This is a genomic window from Rhodoferax sp. TH121 (genome assembly GCF_002251855.1).
GTDB lineage: Bacteria > Pseudomonadota > Gammaproteobacteria > Burkholderiales > Burkholderiaceae_C > Allorhodoferax.
The window spans coordinates 517,814-534,011 of the sequence record NZ_NOXW01000020.1; the positions used below are offsets into that span (position 1 = coordinate 517,814).

The following is a 16,198-nucleotide window of genomic DNA, read 5'->3' on the forward strand; positions in this document are numbered from 1 at the left end:
ATGGACTCTCCATCAATCTCCTCCCAGCCCTGGTGGCACTTTGGGCATGTCTGGTTAGTGCTGGCTGGTCCGGCCATTGTGGTGGTGGCTGGTTTTATTACGTTGTACCTGGCCATGTCCGGGGCGGATCCGGTGGTGGACCAGAACTACTACCAAAAGGGCATTGAGATCAACCGCACGCTGGAGGGTGCCCCTGAAAGCTTGGCTCCTGCCATGCAGGCGCGCAACCATGCGGCAACGGGTGTCAAAACACCTGCGGCCCAGCCCAAACCCTGATACCCAAAGGCGCACCATGCCCAAAACCAAGTGGACAGCCATTGTGTGGCCTGCTTTTTTGGCAGCCTGTTTGCTGGAGTTGCTGGTGTTTGCGTTTGTTGACCCGCATGAGTTGCACTGGCTGGGGCAGCCTCTGGAGTTCTCTCGCCAAGGTGTTTACACCTTGGCTTTTTTTGCGTTCTGGTTGGTCACGTTGGTGGCCAGTGGGCTGACAGCACTGCTAAGTCTGAACCCCGCGGAAGTGAACGACTGATCAATTGCAGACCTTGGGATTCACGATGTCTTTGAGCGCATCGGTGTTGAGGATGCGCACATGGCGCTGCTTGACCTCCACAATGCCGTCCTCCACAAACTTGGAGAAGGTGCGGCTGACCGTTTCAAGTTTCAGTCCCAGGTAGCTGCCGATCTCTTCGCGCGTCATGCGAAGCACCAGTTCAGACTGCGAGAAACCGCGTGCGTGCAAGCGTTGCACCAGGTTTAACAGGAAAGCGGCTAGGCGCTCCTCGGCGCGCATACTGCCCAGCAATAACATCACGCCGTTTTCCCGCACGATCTCGCGGCTCATGATCTTGTGCACATGGCGTTGCAGGGCATTCACTTCGCGCGAGAGCTCCTCAATGCGCTCGAACGGCATGACGCAGACCTCGGCATCTTCCAGTGCCACGGCGTCGCAAGTGTGGTGATCATTCACGATACCGTCCAAACCAATCACTTCACCCGCCATCTGAAAGCCGGTGACCTGGTCGCGCCCGTCTTCCGAGGCCACGCAGGTTTTGAAGAAGCCGGTACGGATGGCGTACAGACTGGTAAAGCGCTCGCCATTGCGGAACAGGGTGCCGCCACGTTTGACCTTGCGGCGGCTGGCCACCACGTCATCAATCTTGTCCAGCTCGCTGGGGCTCAGACCCAGGGGCATGCAAAGTTCGCGCAAATTGCAGTTGGAGCACGCGACCTTGATGGTCTGAGGGCTCAGGGGCCCATTGGAAACGGGCGTGATGGCGATGGGTGCATGCACCTCGCCTGGTTTGCCGGATGGAGTGGTGGTTTCAAACATGTGGTTCCCCTGATGCAAGTCAATTATCCGCCTGTGCACCCGCTTGAGACTTGATTTGTATCAATGTCGGTCGCGGGCGTTTGGGCGACATTTGTGCTGCCAGTTTGGAGTATCCATGAACGCCGTCCTCGACACCCCGCCCATTTCTGAAAATTTGTTGACTCGCTTCGACGTTTCGGGGCCGCGTTACACCTCGTATCCCACCGCAGACCGGTTTGTCGAGGCTTTCACTGCAGACGACTACGCCCAGGCGCTCGCCCAGCGCCGCAGTGGCGCCGCCGCCTTGGCGCTGCCGTTGTCCTTGTACGTCCATATTCCGTTTTGCGAATCCTTGTGCTACTACTGTGCCTGCAACAAGATTATTACCAAGCACCATGACAAGGCCGCTACGTATCTGCGCTACCTGAGCCGTGAGGTGGACCTGCACACCGCGCGTATGGGCACTGGCCAGACCGTGAGCCAGTTGCACCTGGGGGGGGGAAGCCCCACCTTTTTGAGTGATGCCGAGTTGCGTGAGCTCATGGGCATGCTGCGGCGCAACTTCCACCTCGCCCCAGGTGGCGAATACTCCATTGAGGTCGACCCTCGCACCATCGACGCGCAGCGCCTGGATACGCTGGCCGAGCTGGGCTTTAACCGCTTGAGCTTCGGCGTGCAGGATTTTGACCCCGCCGTGCAGAAGGCGGTCCACCGGGTGCAGCCCGCGGAGCAGGTGTTTGCGCTGGTAGAGGCAGCACGTGCGCGCGGGTTTGAGTCCATCAATGTGGACCTGATCTACGGCCTGCCCCAGCAAAGCCCCGAGTCGTTTGACCGCACTTTGGCGCAGGTCAACCAGTTGCGGCCCGATCGCATCGCGTTGTACGCCTACGCGCACCTGCCTGAGCGCTTCAAACCGCAGCGACGTATTGCCACGGTGGAGCTGCCCAGTGCAGGCGCCAAGGTGTCCATGCTGTCGCGTTCATTGGCGGCTTTCATCGGCGCCGGTTATGTGTATGTGGGCATGGACCACTTTGCTTTGCCTGAAGACTCGCTGGCGGTGGCCAAACGCCAAGGGCGACTGCACCGCAACTTCCAAGGCTACAGCACCCAGCCCGACTGCGACCTGATTGCACTGGGTGTGTCGGCCATTGGCCGCATCGGCGCGACCTATAGCCAGAACGCCAAGACGCTCGACGAGTATTACGACTACCTGGACCAGGGGCGCTTTCCTGTCGTGCGCGGTCTGGCCGTCACGCGTGATGATCTAGTGCGCCGTGCTGTCATCATGGCGCTAATGTGCCAAGGCCAACTCCAGTTTGAGTCCATCAACCTGGCCTACTTGGTGGACTTCAAAAACTATTTCGCCAGCGAGATGGTGGCACTGCAAAGTCTGGCTGAGCAAGGCATGGTGGTGGTGGACGATGCAGGCATCCAGGTCACGGCCCAGGGCTGGTTTTTTGTGCGTGCGGTGGCCATGGTGTTTGACAAATACCTGCAAACCGACCGCACCCGTGCCCGCTTTTCCAAGATCATTTAGCATCGTCTGATGCAATCTTCTCTGGCACTCACGGCCCTGGTGATGGGTCTGGTGGGCGGGCCGCACTGTGTGGCCATGTGTGGTGCTGCCTGCGCAGGAATTGGGCAGGCTGCCGGTTCGCGCCAGACCTCCGCGCTTTTTTTGTTCCAAATCGGACGCGTTGTTGGCTACGCCGTGCTGGGCGCGCTGGCGGCAGCGTCCATGCAGGGATTGGGTTGGCTGACGGTGCAAAGTGCAGCCCTGCGACCCGTGTGGTCCATGGTGCACGTGGCAGCACTGGCGCTGGGGCTGTTGTTGCTTTGGCTGGGGCGCCAGCCACTGTGGCTACAGGCCGGGGCCCGCGCAGTCTGGAGCCGCACGCGCAGCCTGGGGCTGCGTTGGGGGCGGGGGGCGCCGCTAGGGCTGGGCATGGTGTGGGCCTTGTTGCCCTGTGGTTTGCTGTATTCAGCCCTGCTGGTGGCTGCGCTGGCGGGCGATGTAGTCAGCGGCGCCGGTGTGATGGCCTTGTTTGCCCTGGGCACCTCGGTCACCATGCTGCTGGGGCCCTGGCTGTGGTTGCGTCTGCAGGGCGCCCAGATGGGTGATGGGACCTGGGGGGTGCGGCTCGCGGGCGTCGCGTTGGCGGCCAGCTCGGGCTGGGCTTTGTGGATGGGGCTGGTGCACAATCAGGCGCCATGGTGCATCACACCTTGATGCGCATCAAGAAACCACCCCCTGTTGGAGGACTCGCCCGATGGATCGAACCACTGCTGAGGCTTTGCGGCTGGAAGAGTTGCGCCGCTTTGGCATTCTGGATTCCGCCGCTGAGCAGGCCTACGACGACGTCGTCAAGCTCGCGGCGTTTATTTGCGACACACCGATTGCCCTGATTTCTCTGGTGGACGAAGACCGCCAGTGGTTCAAGGCCCGGGTTGGTATGAATGAGATGGAAACTCCGCGCGGAATCGCATTCTGTGCCCATGCCATTACCGAGCCCGATGCCTTGATGGAAGTGCCCAATGCGCTCGAGGACAGCCGTTTTGCCAACAATCCGCTGGTGACTGGGGCCGAAGGGGTGCGCTTTTACGCGGGTGCGCCCTTGCTCACGCCCTCAGGCGCTGCCTTGGGCACGGTGTGTGTGATTGACCGCGTGCCGCGCAAACTCACCGAAGCCCAGGCCGAGGCACTCAAAGCCCTGTCGCGCCAGGTGGTGCAGCTGCTGGCGCTGCGCCGCGCCAATGCCGAGTTGGAGCTGCTGTCGCGCGCACAGACCATGCGCCAGCGTGAACTGGAAGTGGCCCAGAAACAGTTGCAGGAGCTCAACGAGGAGCTGTCCGAGCAAACCCTCACCGATGCGCTCACCCATCTGAAAAACCGCCGTGCTTTTGACCGGCTGCTGGCCAATGAATACGCACGGTCCTTGCGCACTCGCTCGCCGCTGGCCTTGCTGATGGTGGATGTAGACCATTTCAAGGCCTATAACGACCAGTATGGCCACCTGGCCGGAGACCAGGCGCTGCAGGCGGTGGCCGCTGCCATCAAATCGCAGGCCCGTGCCTACGACCATGTGGCGCGCTACGGTGGAGAGGAGTTCGCTGTCATCCTGCCCGACACCCAGGTGGCCGACACGCGGGCCGTAGCCGAGCGTATCCGCCAAGCGGTGCAGGCCCTGCAAGGGCTGCACCGTCCCGTGACGGTGAGCGTCGGTGCTGCCATGGCCGAGGCCAGGACGGACCCTGCCGACCTGGTCAGCCGTGCCGACCAAGCGCTCTACCAAGCCAAGCAAGCCGGGCGAAACCGGGTGCTCACGCTGCTGTGAGGGCCGGGCTGGGATAATCCAGCCTATGTCTTCTGCCTTGCCACTCTCTGGCCTCTCTACGTCTGCCCCCAACCCCTGGCGCCTGTCCGTCGCCCCCATGATGGACTGGACCGATCGCCATTGCCGCTACTTCCATCGCCTGCTGAGCCGCCACGCGCTGCTCTACACCGAGATGGTGACCACCGGCGCGCTCATCCATGGCGATGTGCCACGCCATCTGCGCTTCAACGCCGAAGAACACCCCGTGGCCCTGCAGCTGGGGGGCAGCGAGCCGGCCGATCTGGCGCAGGCTGCCAAGCTGGGCCAGGACTGGGGCTACGACGAAATCAACATCAACTGCGGCTGCCCGAGTGAGCGGGTGCAACGCGGTGCGTTTGGCGCCTGCCTGATGAACGAAGCATCTTTGGTGGCCGACTGCGTGAAGGCCATGGTGGATGTGGTGGACGTGCCAGTGACGGTGAAGCACCGGATTGGCATCGACAAAGAGGAGAGCTACGGCTTTGTGCGTGACTTTGTGGGCACCGTAGCCGACGCGGGTTGCACTGTGTTCATCGCCCACGCCCGCAATGCCTGGCTCAAAGGACTGAGCCCGAAGGAAAACCGTGAGATTCCGCCTTTGCGCTACGAGCTGGTGCACCAGCTCAAACAGGACTTTCCCCAGCTCACCATCGCCATCAACGGTGGGCTGACCACCAGCGCCCAGGTGGCCGAGCAACTGGAGCATGTGGACGGCGTGATGCTGGGCCGCGAGGCTTACCACAACCCCTGGTGGTTGGCCGAGTGGGATGCTACGTTTTTTGGAGCTGCTCCCGCAGAGTTGACGCGGGATAGCGTCGAATTGGCCATGGTGGAATACATGGAGCGCGAGGCTGCGGAGCTTGGCACCTCCTGGTACAGCATTGCCCGTCACATGCTGGGCCTGCGCCACGGCCTGCCCGGCGCGCGCAAGTGGCGCCAGGTATGGAGCGACCACCGCTACAAGACCCTGCCGGCCCGCGAAGTGATGGCGATTGCCCGGGGCCCTGCGCTTGTCGCGGCCTGAGCAGGAGCGCTGGGCCCTGCTGGGGCTGTGGCTCATTCCCGCACTGTGGGCGGTGAACTTCATCGTTGCGCGCTGGGCGCCTGGCACCATTGCGCCGTATGCGCTGGCGTTGGGCCGCTGGGCCATCGCCGGTGTGTTGTTGGGCTTTGTGGCCCGGCACGAGCTTTGGGCGCAGCGCCGCGCCATTCTGGCCGTGTGGCACCAGTATGTGGTGCTGGGCTTTTGTGGCATGTTGGTGTGCGGCGCCTGGGTGTACCTGGGGGCGCGCACCACCGGGGCCATGAACATCTCGCTCATCTATGCCGCATCGCCCGTGTTGATTGCCCTGGGGGCGGTGCTGTGGCTGGGAGAGCGTATGCGCTGGAGCCAAGTGGCGGGCGTGGTGGTAGCGCTGGCGGGAGTGGTGCACGTGGTGGTGCAAGGCCAGTGGCTGGCGCTGGGCCGGGTGCAGTGGGTGGTGGGCGATGCGTGGATCGTGGCGGCGATGGTGGCTTGGGCCGCTTACGCGCTGCTGCAAAAGCTGTGGCCCAGCCCGCTGGGCTCCACCGCGCGGCTGGCGGCCATTTGCGCCGGTGGTGTGCTCACGCTGATTCCCTGCGTGCTGTGGGAGGCGCAACTGCCAGAAACGCCTGCCTGGTCCTGGGCCGCCACCGGTCTGGTGGTGGCCGCGGCGCTGTTGCCCGGTCTGGCTGCGTACTGGATATATGGCGCCGCACAAAAAGTGCTGGGCGCCAGCCGCGTGGCGGTCACGCTGTACCTCGGGCCCTTGTATGCCGCCGTGGTGGCGTGGGGTGTGCTGGGGGAGCCGCTGGGCCTGCACCATCTGGTGGGGGCCGCGCTGATTTTGCCCGGCGTGTACTGGGTGTCGCGCCGCTAGCAGCCAGACGCGCAGGAGACAGCCATGGTCGCCCTGGCCCAGCACCATGCGCGAGTAGATATGTCCGCCTGCGCCGGTGCGGAACTGCGCAGGCTTGTCTGCGGGTTTGGCTGCCATTTTGTAGTCAAATTGGCCTCTAAGCCTTATGGGATGTGCGCAAACAGCTATCAAAATAGGAGTAATTGAGATGCCGAATTCGCTGGAATCGACCCCAGGCCGTGCGCCCGCAGCGGCGTTTTCTCCGCTGGACGCCCATGTCTTTCGGGCCAGCCAGCTCACGCGCGGTCCATGGCACCCGCAGCAGCAACACGCGGGCCCGCCCATCGCGCTGGTGAGCTACGCGCTGGAGGCTGCGGCACAGGCCCATGGCCTGCTGCACATGGCGCGGCTTACGGCCAACCTGCTGCGTCCGGTGCCGATTGCGGATATTGAAGTGCGCGTGCAAGAAGACTATGTAGGCGGCAACGCCGGGCATTTCTCGGCCGTGGCGCTGGCCGACGGCAAGGAATTGATCCGCGCCACCGCCTTGTTTCAGCGCGAAGGCGAGGTCGAAATTCCCGAAGATCTGCCCGGGCACCCACTGCCCAAGGCGCCCAAGACGCCAGCTGATTCGCCCGTGCAGCGCTTTCCGTTTGCCCGTGGTGAACTGGGCTACCCCGATTTGGTGGAGACCCGGCTGGCAGCAGGCCGCATGTTTGCGGGACCCAGTGCGGTGTGGTTCCGCCTCAGTTATCCGCTGGTCCAGGGCCAAAAACCTAGCCCGTACCAGCGTGTGGCGGTGGCGGCCGATTCAGGCAACGGCATCAGCGCCATCCTCGATCTGTCTACCCATGTTTTCGTCAACTCCGACCTCAGCATCAACCTACTGCGGCGCCCCGTGGGCGAGTGGATCTGCCTGGATGCGCGCACCCATTTGTCCAGCCACGGCGGCGGTCTGGCGGAGTCGGCGCTGTACGACGAAGTTGGACTGATTGGGCGGGCGACGCAGAGCTTGTTTGTGCGCAAGCGTGAGTAGGGCGCGCGTCAACGCACCAGATAGACTGTGCTGAAAGCGGCGTGGGGGTTCACTGCCGTTGGTTCATCCGCATTCACCATGAAACATCTCCACCTGCCTTTTGCAATCCTTGCAGCGCTTGCCTGCCTGCACGGTCACGCACAGACGGTCAGCCCGTCAACAGAGTCGATTGCCACTTCCAATGCGGCTGTTTTCAAGGCCTGCGCTACCGCGCCCACAGGGCAGGGCGCCTGTCCACTTGACGCGGTCTTCGGTCTATTCCGGCTGACGCCGAAGAACGAAGTGCTGGACTTCAAGGTGTCCAACACGGTGCCTCTGGTGGTCAACCAAAACTATGGGTGGGTTGCACGACTCAACCAGAAGTCGGGCAAGGTGCGAGTGCTTGAACGCATGACCTTGCCGGAAGCGCCCACGACCTGGGGCACCGGTGGCCAAGCTTATGGTACATCGGCAGATCGCAAGACGATGTCGATGGACCTGATGCTGAACGTCTACGACGGCACCGTCTCCAAGTCCTGGGATGTGGTGAGTGGCGACCCCGCGGGTCGCTATCACATCACGGTATTCATCGAAAACGCTGCGCCGCTGCAGTTTGAGTTTGACGTCGTTGATCCGCGGTGACTAAACGCCTGCTGTTGTCGGGGCTGCTGACGCACGTCAAGATTCACAATCGACCCTGAGCAGGCGGCGGATTCAACGACTGTTCAGCCCGCCGTAATCTCGCCAACGCCGTTGGCTTGCTTCCACGTTACTCCGCCGCTTCCAGTCCATTCGCAAAGTGCTCCCGCACCCTCTGCACGGTCAGCGCCGCGTCGCGCGCAGTCAGCGCGTCCATGATGGCGCGGTGTTCGGCCAGGGATTCTTCGATGCGGCCGGTTTTGAGCAGGGAGTTGTGGCGGTTCAGCTTCATGACTTTGCGCAGGTCGGCCACCATCTGGTCGCGCCAGCGGTTGTTGGCGATTTCCAGCAAGCGCATGTGGAATTTCTCGTTCACTGCAAAGAACTGGTCCGTGTTGGCCTGGCCGGCTTTGGCGGCGGATTCCAATGCCTTGTGCAGGGTCTGCAGATCTTTGAGTTCCGCGTCCGTGGCTTTGGTGGCGACTACGCCAGCCGCGTCGCTTTCCAGCAGGCTGAGCAGGTGGTACACGTCCGCCAGGTCTTGCTGTGACACCTCGGTCACATAGGCGCCGCGGCGCACTTTCATGGTGACCAGGCCTTCAGTAGCCAGCACCTTCAGTGCCTCGCGCAGCGGGGTGCGGCTGATGCCGATTTCTTCGGCAATCTTCAGTTCGTCGATCCAGGTGCCGGGCTCCAGCTCACGCTTGAAGATGCGCTGGCGCAGCAACTCAGCGACTTCTTCGTACAGGGCGCGGTGGGCGAGGGGGGGCGTGGCAGGTGGCATAAATGGCTGGCGTGCAGGGCTGCCAGATTGTAAAGGTGTGCCGCCTCAAAATACATAATTACGAATAATGCTAAGGCTCTCCTTGCTCAGGCGGAAGCCGGAAACACGGGCCACTGGGCGTCCAGGCGCCCCTGTTCAAACACTGCCAGCGGGCCAAATTGCAGAAACACGGCCTCGCTTTGCCGAGGGCGGAAAAACACCCAGTCGCCCGCCCGCAGGCCCACGGAGGGCGGGGCCACCATCACCTGTTGGTTGGACGACGGGCCGTACAAGCCGCTAGCCTGCACTCCCGGCGGCGACACCGGGTCTGCCAACCAATGACCCCCGTGGATGGCGAGCGCTTGGCGCTGGTTCACATCCCACCAGCGGGCCAGGGCAGAGACGGTTTCCGCGCCGCGTGGCAGGCGGAATGTCTCCATGGTTTTCAGGACCGGTGTCGCTATGAATGCGGCAGGCTCCAAGCTGGCCAGTGACGGTTTGTCAAAGTCCAGTGGTTTGACCGCCGCCGAGCCGACCGACAGTTCATTGGGGGCGTGCTGGTCATCGTGCAAATGGAAGGTGGGGGAGCCCGCGGCGTTGAGCGTCCACGGCGCGCCACTGGCACTGCCCAGCGCTTGGCGTGCCAGTGCCAGCATGTCGGCGTAGCGTGCTTGGGCGTGGGCCAAGGCCTGGCTACGGTTGCCTGGCAGGTCCGGAATAGCGGCCAAGTGGGCGTCGTACCCCATGAGGCCCGCAAACTCCAGCAAGGGCTCATTGCGCAGCAGGGTCAACATCTCGGTCATTTGCGCTGCAGATTCCACCCCGCCACGGTGCAAGCCCACATCAATTTCCAGGTTGATGCGCAGCGGGCGCCCAAGGCCCTGCGCCAGCGTGCGGTAGTCGGCCAGCAGGGCCGTGCTGTCCACCAGCCATTGGGTGCGCAGTGCGGCCGGGCTGTTGCCTGCTTGCTCCAGCGCCCAGCGGGCGGCGGAGGCACGCAGGGGCTTGCCCAGCAGCAGGTCCAATTGGGGGCGCGTTTTGGCGATCAGGGCCAGTTGTTGCGCGTTGAACAGCATGGCACGCTCGGTCTGCCAGGCGGTCAGGGCCTCGTCCAGCAAGGGCACCGAGGGCAAGGACTTGACCACCACGCGCAGCGGAAGCTTGGAGTGGGCCAGCGTGCGGATACGCCTTAGATTGGCCTGCAGGCGGGTTTTGTCCACCACCAGGGTGGGCTGGGCGGGGTGGTCTTGCAGGGCACGGGCCAGTGTCTGGAAGTAGGCGTCATGGGCGCCCCCGCGGTCACCGGGGCGCAGGGCCACGGCAGCGGCCACGCCAGTGGCGCTGGCGCCCAAAATCAGATGGCGGCGTTGCATGTTCAGGCTCCCATCAGGATGCGTTGCAAATGGGGATTCAGCATGCGGCCCTGGGGGTCGAGCTCGCGGCGCACGGCCAGGAAGTCGCTCCACCGCGGGTAGAGCGCGCGCAACTCGGCCTGGCTGCGGTCGTGCAACTTGCCCCAGTGCGGGCGTCCGCCATAGCGGCGGAAGATGACGCCCATGTCACGCAGCAGGTAGTCCCAGGGTTCATCGTGTGCGGCATGCACGGCTATCGAGCAACTGGCGCGCTGGTAGAAGGGGGAGAGCCAGGCATCGTCGGCGGCAATAAAGCGGAACTCAACCGGGAAAAACACATCATTGCGCAGCTCCAGGGCGGCCAGCACCTCGCGCAGGCAGGCCACGCCGTCGGCCTGGGGCACATGGCATTCAGTTTCGTTGAAGCGGGTGGGGCGCTGGGTGGACAGCAGTTTCCACGACCAGTCCACGGCCTCCTCCTGCAAGCTGGGGTCAATCAGGCGCTGAGCCACCCAGCGGCGCATGGCAGGCCAGCGGCCAAACCAGTCGCGCAGGCGTTTTAGGTCGGCCAGTACGTCCTCGTCGGGGGCTTCGGTGCGAGCCTGAGGTTGCTGTTGCACCTCGTCGTGCACGATGGCCGCACCGTAGCCAGTGTGGGGCAACAGGTAGCACTCAAACTGCCGGTGCGCGGTCGCCAGGCGTGGAATGGTGCGTAGCAGCTCCTCCGTCGGCAGCAACCAGGCCTTGCGCCGCAGCACATGCCGCGGACGCACGCGCAAAGTCATTTCGCTGATGGCACCCAAAGCCCCCAAAGACACTTGGGCTGCCGCAAACACCTCGGGGTGCTGCTGGCGGCTGCACTCCAGGCGCTGGCCGGTGGGGGTGAGCAACACCAGTTGCTGCAGGTCTGCGTGCAGGGCGGGCAGTTGCATGCCGGTGCCGTGGGTGCCGGTGGCCATGGCGCCGGCCAGGGTTTGCACATCAATGTCGGGCAGGTTGCGAAACGCCAGACCCACGGCGTCCAGCGCCCGTGAGGCCTGGGCCAAGCGTGTGCCGGCGCCCAGCGTGGCGGTGGCGGTTTTGAGGTCGTGCTGGCGCAAGCCTGAGAGCCGGTCCAGCGATAGCAGGCTGCCTGTGGTGGGCACAAGCGGGCTAAAGGAGTGGCCCGCGCCCAGGTTGCGCAGCGGGGGCGGGGCGGTTTGTAGAAGCTGTAGCACCTCGGTCTCATCGGCTGGTGCTTTCCAGGCTTGGGGCTGGCAACTTTGCAAACCCGACCAGTTGTGCCAGCCCTGCGGGGCGGTGCCGGTTTGGGCGGTAGCCGGGGGGCGCAGGCCGGCCATCAGGGCGCTTGCTGTCAGGGTTTGCAGGATTTGACGGCGTTGCATGCTCACTCCTTGGGGGCCCGCAAGTAGGCGATGAGTTGCTGAAAGTCTTCGTGGCTGCATTCGGCGCACCAAGCCATGGGTGGCATGGCGCCTTTGCCCTGGCGCACACTGGCCAGCAAGGCGGCCTCGCCCTGGCCGGCGCGGCGTGCCCACTCGGCGGTGTCGCCTTGCTGAGGTGCGCCGCTTCCCTTGGCGGCGTGGCAGTGGACACACGCCCGTTCGTACAGGGCCTGCAGGCGCGCATCCAGCACCACGCGGGGGCTGTCAGGCGGCGGGCTGCAGCCCGCCAGCAAGATTGCGACGAGGCACAGAGAGATGCGGCCCATATAAAACATAGTAAAAACTAGTTTATGGATTTTGCCGCTTTCCCGTACAGGGGAGAACCCTAGTCTGCGGGCCGGTGCTACCATGATTCAAAAGCCCCCTAGACCCATGACGGACCTTGCGAAAAAGACGACTACGCCCCAGCAAGTGCGGGCGCAACAAACTTACGAGCGGATCTTGGAGGTGGCCGCCGAGGTGCTGGCCGAAGCGGGTTTGGACGGTCTGACGACCAACCTCGTCTGCAAGCGCGCGGGGCTGACGCCGCCCACGCTGTACCGCTATTTCCACGATAAATACGACCTGCTGGAGGTGCTGGGGCATCGGCTGATGGATGCGCAAAACCAGGTGCTCATGGGCTGGGCCACCCCCGAGACTTTGCGCCAGCCGCCGCAGGCGCTGGGCCATAGCGTGCTGGCATTGTTTGCGCAGGTGCTGGAGCTGACCCGTGCCTACCCGGCGGGTGTGTCTATCACCCGGGCGGTGCAGGCTGTGCCGGCCTTGCATGGGGTGGTGCTGGAGTCGCACCGTAGCATGGCAGCTGCCCTGGCCTCGGTTTGCCAAGAGGCTTTCCCCCAAGCGCGGCCCGAACGGGTGCGAGCGATGACCCGTGTGGCCATCCAATGTGCTTATAGCCTGATGGAGATGCTGTTCGATGAGCCTGAGCAGCCCGTCGAGTTGGTGGGCGAGGGACTGGCCCGGGTGGTGGTGGCCTTGGTAGACGATCTGCGTCCCTGACTCGCTTCCTCCGCTTGCCTGCCTTGTTGTTTAATTTATAATTATGAATAATGAAACACGTTGCCCCGCGTTACCTGTGGAGATAAGCATGCAAGCACCTGCCCAGCCGGATCAGCCGGAAGAAATGTTCAAAACCTCCACGCTGGAGCAGTGGGCCAAGGCCGCAGCCAAGTCGGCCCCCGGCGGCAATGTGGACGCGCTGAACTGGATCACGCCCGACGGCATCGCGGTCAAGCCGCTCTACACCGCCGCAGACACGGCAGACCTGAAGCACGCCGACACGCTGCCCGGCTTTGAGCCCTACCTGCGCGGCCCGCAGGCCACCATGTATGCCGTGCGCCCCTGGACCATCCGCCAGTACGCCGGCTTCTCCACCGCCGAAGAGTCCAACGCGTTCTACCGCAAGGCTTTGGCGGCCGGCGGGCAGGGCGTGTCGGTCGCGTTTGACTTGGCCACCCACCGTGGCTACGACTCCGACCACCCGCGTGTGACGGGCGACGTGGGCAAGGCCGGTGTGGCGATTGACTCGGTGGAAGACATGAAGATCCTGTTCGACCAGATTCCGCTGGACAAAGTGTCTGTCTCCATGACCATGAACGGCGCGGTGCTGCCCGTGCTGGCCGGCTATGTGGTGGCCGCCGAAGAGCAGGGCGTGAGCCAAGACAAGTTGTCCGGAACGATTCAGAACGACATTCTGAAAGAGTTCATGGTGCGCAACACCTACATCTACCCGCCTGCACCCAGCATGCGCATCATCGGCGACATCATTGGCTACACCGCCAAGAACATGCCCAAGTTCAACTCGATCAGCATCTCGGGTTACCACATGCAGGAGGCGGGCGCTAATCAGGCGCTGGAGTTGGCCTTTACGCTGGCCGACGGCAAGGAGTATGTGAAGACCGCCATCGCTTCGGGTCTGGACGTGGACGACTTTGCCGGGCGCCTGAGCTTCTTCTGGGCCATTGGCATGAACTTCTATTTAGAGGTTGCCAAGATGCGCGCGGCGCGCTTGCTGTGGTGCCGCATCATGAAGGGCTTCGACGCCAAAAACCCCAAGAGCCTGATGCTGCGCACCCACTGCCAGACCAGCGGCTGGAGCCTGACCGAGCAGGACCCCTACAACAACGTGGTGCGCACCACCATCGAGGCCATGGCCGCCGTGTTTGGCGGCACGCAGAGCTTGCACACCAACAGTTTTGACGAAGCAATCGCGCTGCCCACCGAGTTCAGCGCGCGCATTGCCCGCAATACGCAGCTCATCATTCAGGAAGAGACCCACATCACCAATGTGATCGACCCCTGGGCCGGCAGCTACATGATGGAGAAGCTGACGCAGGACATGGCCGATGCGGCATGGAAGATCATCGAAGAAGTGGAAGCCATGGGCGGCATGACCAAGGCCGTGGACAGCGGCTGGGCCAAGCTCAAGATCGAAGCCGCTGCTGCAGAGAAGCAGGCGCGCATCGACAGCGGGCAGGACGTGATCGTGGGCGTCAACAAGTACAAGCTCAAGAGCGAAGACCTGATCGAGGCCCGCGACATCGACAACGTGGCGGTGCGCGAAGCGCAGATCGCGCGCTTGAAGGAAATCAAGGCAAAACGCGACTCAGCCGCCGTGGAATCTGCGCTGGCTGCTATCACTTCTGCAGCAGAGTCCGCTGGATCAGGAGGCGCCGCCAGCGGCGCGGGCAACCTGCTGGACTTGTCCATCAAGGCCATCCGCCTGCGTGCCACCGTGGGCGAGGTGAGTGATGCGCTGGAGAAAGCCTTTGGCCGCCACCGTGCCGATACCAACAAGGTGAGCGGCGTGTACGCTGCGGCATACGACTCTGCCAACGGAGACACCATGGAGTACTGGGACGCGCTCAAGAAGGACATCGCCACCTTCGCAGAAAGCCAAGGCCGCCGCCCCCGCGTGATGATCAGCAAGCTGGGCCAGGACGGCCACGACCGCGGCGCCAAGGTGGTGGCCACGGCCTTCGCCGACCTGGGCTTTGATGTGGACATGGGCCCGCTGTTCCAGACCCCTGAAGAATGCGCCCGCCAGGCGATTGAAAACGACGTGCACGCCGTGGGCGTATCGACGCTGGCCGCCGGCCACAAGACCCTGGTACCCGCCATCATCGCCGAGCTCAAAAAACAGGGAGCTGACGACATCATCGTCTTCGTGGGCGGTGTGATTCCGCGCCAGGACTACGACTTTTTGTACGCCGCAGGCGTCAAGGGCATCTACGGCCCGGGCACACCGATTCCGGTGAGCGCGCGGGATGTGCTGAGCCAGATCGAAAAGGCGCTCGGGTGACTCCTGAAGCCGTGCAGGTCGGTTTGCTGGGGGGCGAGTCCCCCTTGCAGCGCCGCGCCATCGCCAAAGCCATCACCCTGCTGGAGTCCACCCGCGTGGACCACCGCGCGCAGGGCGATGCGCTGCTCACCGCGCTTTTGCCGCATACCGGCAAGTCGTTTCGGCTGGGCATTAGCGGTGTGCCGGGCGTGGGCAAAAGCACCTTCATTGAAGCGCTGGGCTTGTACCTGATTGGCCAGGGCCACCGCGTGGCGGTGCTGACGATCGACCCTTCCAGCTCGGTGTCCGGCGGCTCCATCCTGGGTGACAAGACGCGCATGGAGCATTTGTCCATGCACGAGAAAGCCTTCATCCGCCCCAGCCCGTCCAGCGGCACGCTGGGTGGTGTGGCCGAGAAAACGCGCGAGGCCATGCTGGTCTGCGAGGCAGCGGGTTACGACATCGTGATCGTCGAGACCGTGGGCGTGGGCCAGTCTGAGACAGCGGTGCAGGGCATGACCGACATGTTTGTGCTGATGCAGTTGCCCAATGCGGGCGACGACCTGCAAGCCATCAAAAAAGGTGTGATGGAGCTGGCCGATCTGGTGGTCATCAACAAGGCCGACATTGACGCCGATGCCGCCACCCGCGCGCAGGCGCAGATCACCTCCAGCCTGCGCTTGCTGGGCCTGCACGGCAACCCGAATGACCCGCACAGCGATAAGCACTGGGCGCCCAAAGTGATTTCACTCAGTGCTCTGCAAAGCACTGGACTCGATGCATTTTGGGGTGCCGTGCGCGAGTACCAATCGCTAGGAGGCTGGGTGGTGCAGCGTTCTGCGCAGGTCAAGGAGGAGCCCGCACAGCGGGCGGGGGACACGGAGCAGAGCGCTGTGCCTCCCAGCCTCCGGGAGCACGCGAATGGCAGCATTGCCAAACGCCGCCAACAACAAGCATTGGCCTGGATGTGGGAGCGTATTGACGCGGGTCTGAAGCAAGCCTTCAAGCAAAACCCAGCGGTGCGCGAGCAGCTGCCCCAGCTCACTGCGGCGGTGCAGGCCGGTCAGTTGGCCGCCAGCACTGCAGCACGAAACCTGCTATCTGCCCTTGAATTTACTGCGCAAGCAGCTCCTAAATAGATAGCAAATAGCAATCCATTTTC

General features: G+C 63.4%; 17 protein-coding genes. 12 read left to right on the top strand and 5 right to left on the bottom strand.

Annotation, left to right across the window (positions count from 1 at the left end; genetic code table 11):
* Complete coding sequence (locus tag CHU94_RS08500) at window positions 1–276, top strand: FixH family protein (RefSeq protein ID WP_094478705.1); 276 nt, start codon at window positions 1–3, stop codon at window positions 274–276.
* A 16-nt stretch (window positions 277–292) separates the two neighbouring features.
* Window positions 293–529 (top strand): hypothetical protein, encoded by a 237-nt coding sequence (locus tag CHU94_RS08505; protein WP_094478707.1) that lies wholly within the window; start codon window positions 293–295, stop codon window positions 527–529.
* Here CHU94_RS08505 and fnr read toward each other — a convergent pair whose 3' ends face one another.
* Window positions 530–1,249 (bottom strand): fumarate/nitrate reduction transcriptional regulator Fnr, encoded by a 720-nt coding sequence (gene fnr, locus CHU94_RS08510; protein ID WP_094479342.1) that lies wholly within the window; start codon window positions 1,247–1,249, stop codon window positions 530–532. It abuts the gene before it with no gap.
* Between the two features lie 196 nt (window positions 1,250–1,445).
* Between fnr and hemN the strand changes: the two genes are divergently transcribed.
* From hemN to CHU94_RS19050, 7 genes are all read left to right on the top strand, one after another.
* Window positions 1,446–2,846: an oxygen-independent coproporphyrinogen III oxidase gene (hemN, locus tag CHU94_RS08515; RefSeq protein ID WP_094478709.1), complete on the top strand. Its 1,401-nt coding sequence runs from the start codon at window positions 1,446–1,448 to the stop codon at window positions 2,844–2,846.
* Window positions 2,847–2,855: 9 nt separating this feature from the next.
* Window positions 2,856–3,539 (top strand): sulfite exporter TauE/SafE family protein, encoded by a 684-nt coding sequence (locus CHU94_RS08520; protein ID WP_094478711.1) that lies wholly within the window; start codon window positions 2,856–2,858, stop codon window positions 3,537–3,539.
* Between the two features lie 40 nt (window positions 3,540–3,579).
* Window positions 3,580–4,644 (top strand): diguanylate cyclase, encoded by a 1,065-nt coding sequence (locus tag CHU94_RS08525; RefSeq protein ID WP_176451965.1) that lies wholly within the window; start codon window positions 3,580–3,582, stop codon window positions 4,642–4,644.
* Between the two features lie 25 nt (window positions 4,645–4,669).
* Window positions 4,670–5,686 (top strand): tRNA dihydrouridine(20/20a) synthase DusA, encoded by a 1,017-nt coding sequence (gene dusA / locus CHU94_RS08530; protein ID WP_094478715.1) that lies wholly within the window; start codon window positions 4,670–4,672, stop codon window positions 5,684–5,686.
* Window positions 5,655–6,563 carry a DMT family transporter gene (locus CHU94_RS08535; protein ID WP_255033885.1) on the top strand — a complete coding sequence of 303 codons (909 nt, stop codon included), beginning with the start codon at window positions 5,655–5,657 and terminating at the stop codon, window positions 6,561–6,563. The genes dusA and CHU94_RS08535 overlap by 32 nt, the downstream gene beginning before the upstream one ends.
* Window positions 6,564–6,750: 187 nt before the next feature.
* Window positions 6,751–7,578 (top strand): thioesterase family protein, encoded by an 828-nt coding sequence (locus CHU94_RS08540; RefSeq protein WP_094478717.1) that lies wholly within the window; start codon window positions 6,751–6,753, stop codon window positions 7,576–7,578.
* A 78-nt stretch (window positions 7,579–7,656) separates the two neighbouring features.
* Window positions 7,657–8,199, top strand: coding sequence for a hypothetical protein (locus CHU94_RS19050; RefSeq protein WP_141211427.1), 543 nt, complete (start codon window positions 7,657–7,659; stop codon window positions 8,197–8,199).
* Window positions 8,200–8,326: 127 nt separating this feature from the next.
* Here CHU94_RS19050 and CHU94_RS08550 read toward each other — a convergent pair whose 3' ends face one another.
* The 4 genes from CHU94_RS08550 to CHU94_RS08565 form a co-directional block, all read right to left on the bottom strand.
* Window positions 8,327–8,980, bottom strand: coding sequence for a GntR family transcriptional regulator (locus tag CHU94_RS08550; protein WP_094478721.1), 654 nt, complete (start codon window positions 8,978–8,980; stop codon window positions 8,327–8,329).
* An 86-nt stretch (window positions 8,981–9,066) separates the two neighbouring features.
* On the bottom strand, window positions 9,067–10,332 hold the full coding sequence (locus CHU94_RS08555) for an alanine racemase (RefSeq protein ID WP_094478723.1): 1,266 nt from the start codon (window positions 10,330–10,332) through the stop codon (window positions 9,067–9,069).
* 2 nt (window positions 10,333–10,334) lie between these two features.
* Window positions 10,335–11,696 (bottom strand): D-arabinono-1,4-lactone oxidase, encoded by a 1,362-nt coding sequence (locus CHU94_RS08560; RefSeq protein WP_094478725.1) that lies wholly within the window; start codon window positions 11,694–11,696, stop codon window positions 10,335–10,337.
* 2 nt (window positions 11,697–11,698) lie between these two features.
* Window positions 11,699–12,022: a cytochrome c5 family protein gene (locus CHU94_RS08565; RefSeq protein WP_176451966.1), complete on the bottom strand. Its 324-nt coding sequence runs from the start codon at window positions 12,020–12,022 to the stop codon at window positions 11,699–11,701.
* A gap of 106 nt (window positions 12,023–12,128) precedes the next feature.
* On the opposite strand from CHU94_RS08565, the gene CHU94_RS08570 reads away from it, so the two are divergent.
* The 3 genes from CHU94_RS08570 (at window position 12,129) to meaB (ending at window position 16,175) form a co-directional block, all read left to right on the top strand.
* Window positions 12,129–12,755, top strand: a complete 627-nt coding sequence (locus tag CHU94_RS08570; protein WP_176451967.1) for a TetR/AcrR family transcriptional regulator — start codon at window positions 12,129–12,131, stop codon at window positions 12,753–12,755.
* Window positions 12,756–12,843: 88 nt separating this feature from the next.
* Entirely contained in the window at window positions 12,844–15,057 is a 2,214-nt protein-coding gene (gene scpA / locus CHU94_RS08575) for a methylmalonyl-CoA mutase (protein WP_094478731.1), read from the top strand.
* Window positions 15,054–16,175 (top strand): methylmalonyl Co-A mutase-associated GTPase MeaB, encoded by a 1,122-nt coding sequence (meaB, locus tag CHU94_RS08580; RefSeq protein ID WP_094478733.1) that lies wholly within the window; start codon window positions 15,054–15,056, stop codon window positions 16,173–16,175. Before scpA ends, meaB begins: the two co-directional genes overlap by 4 nt.
* The last annotated feature ends 23 nt before the right edge of the window (window positions 16,176–16,198 follow it).

Bases quoted from the DNA above. Each gene is read 5' to 3' on its own strand.
- CHU94_RS08550 (WP_094478721.1), bottom strand. From the start codon at position 8,980: ATGCCACCTGCCACGCCCCCCCTCGCCCACCGCGCCCTGTACGAAGAA.
- hemN (WP_094478709.1), top strand. From the start codon at position 1,446: ATGAACGCCGTCCTCGACACCCCGCCCATTTCTGAAAATTTGTTGACT.
- CHU94_RS08555 (WP_094478723.1), bottom strand. From the start codon at position 10,332: ATGCAACGCCGCCATCTGATTTTGGGCGCCAGCGCCACTGGCGTGGCC.
- CHU94_RS08525 (WP_176451965.1), top strand. From the start codon at position 3,580: ATGGATCGAACCACTGCTGAGGCTTTGCGGCTGGAAGAGTTGCGCCGC.
- CHU94_RS08520 (WP_094478711.1), top strand. From the start codon at position 2,856: ATGCAATCTTCTCTGGCACTCACGGCCCTGGTGATGGGTCTGGTGGGC.
- scpA (WP_094478731.1), top strand. From the start codon at position 12,844: ATGCAAGCACCTGCCCAGCCGGATCAGCCGGAAGAAATGTTCAAAACC.
- dusA (WP_094478715.1), top strand. From the start codon at position 4,670: ATGTCTTCTGCCTTGCCACTCTCTGGCCTCTCTACGTCTGCCCCCAAC.
- CHU94_RS08540 (WP_094478717.1), top strand. From the start codon at position 6,751: ATGCCGAATTCGCTGGAATCGACCCCAGGCCGTGCGCCCGCAGCGGCG.
- CHU94_RS08560 (WP_094478725.1), bottom strand. From the start codon at position 11,696: ATGCAACGCCGTCAAATCCTGCAAACCCTGACAGCAAGCGCCCTGATG.
- CHU94_RS08565 (WP_176451966.1), bottom strand. From the start codon at position 12,022: ATGGGCCGCATCTCTCTGTGCCTCGTCGCAATCTTGCTGGCGGGCTGC.
- CHU94_RS08505 (WP_094478707.1), top strand. From the start codon at position 293: ATGCCCAAAACCAAGTGGACAGCCATTGTGTGGCCTGCTTTTTTGGCA.
- CHU94_RS08500 (WP_094478705.1), top strand. From the start codon at position 1: ATGGACTCTCCATCAATCTCCTCCCAGCCCTGGTGGCACTTTGGGCAT.
- CHU94_RS08570 (WP_176451967.1), top strand. From the start codon at position 12,129: ATGACGGACCTTGCGAAAAAGACGACTACGCCCCAGCAAGTGCGGGCG.
- CHU94_RS19050 (WP_141211427.1), top strand. From the start codon at position 7,657: ATGAAACATCTCCACCTGCCTTTTGCAATCCTTGCAGCGCTTGCCTGC.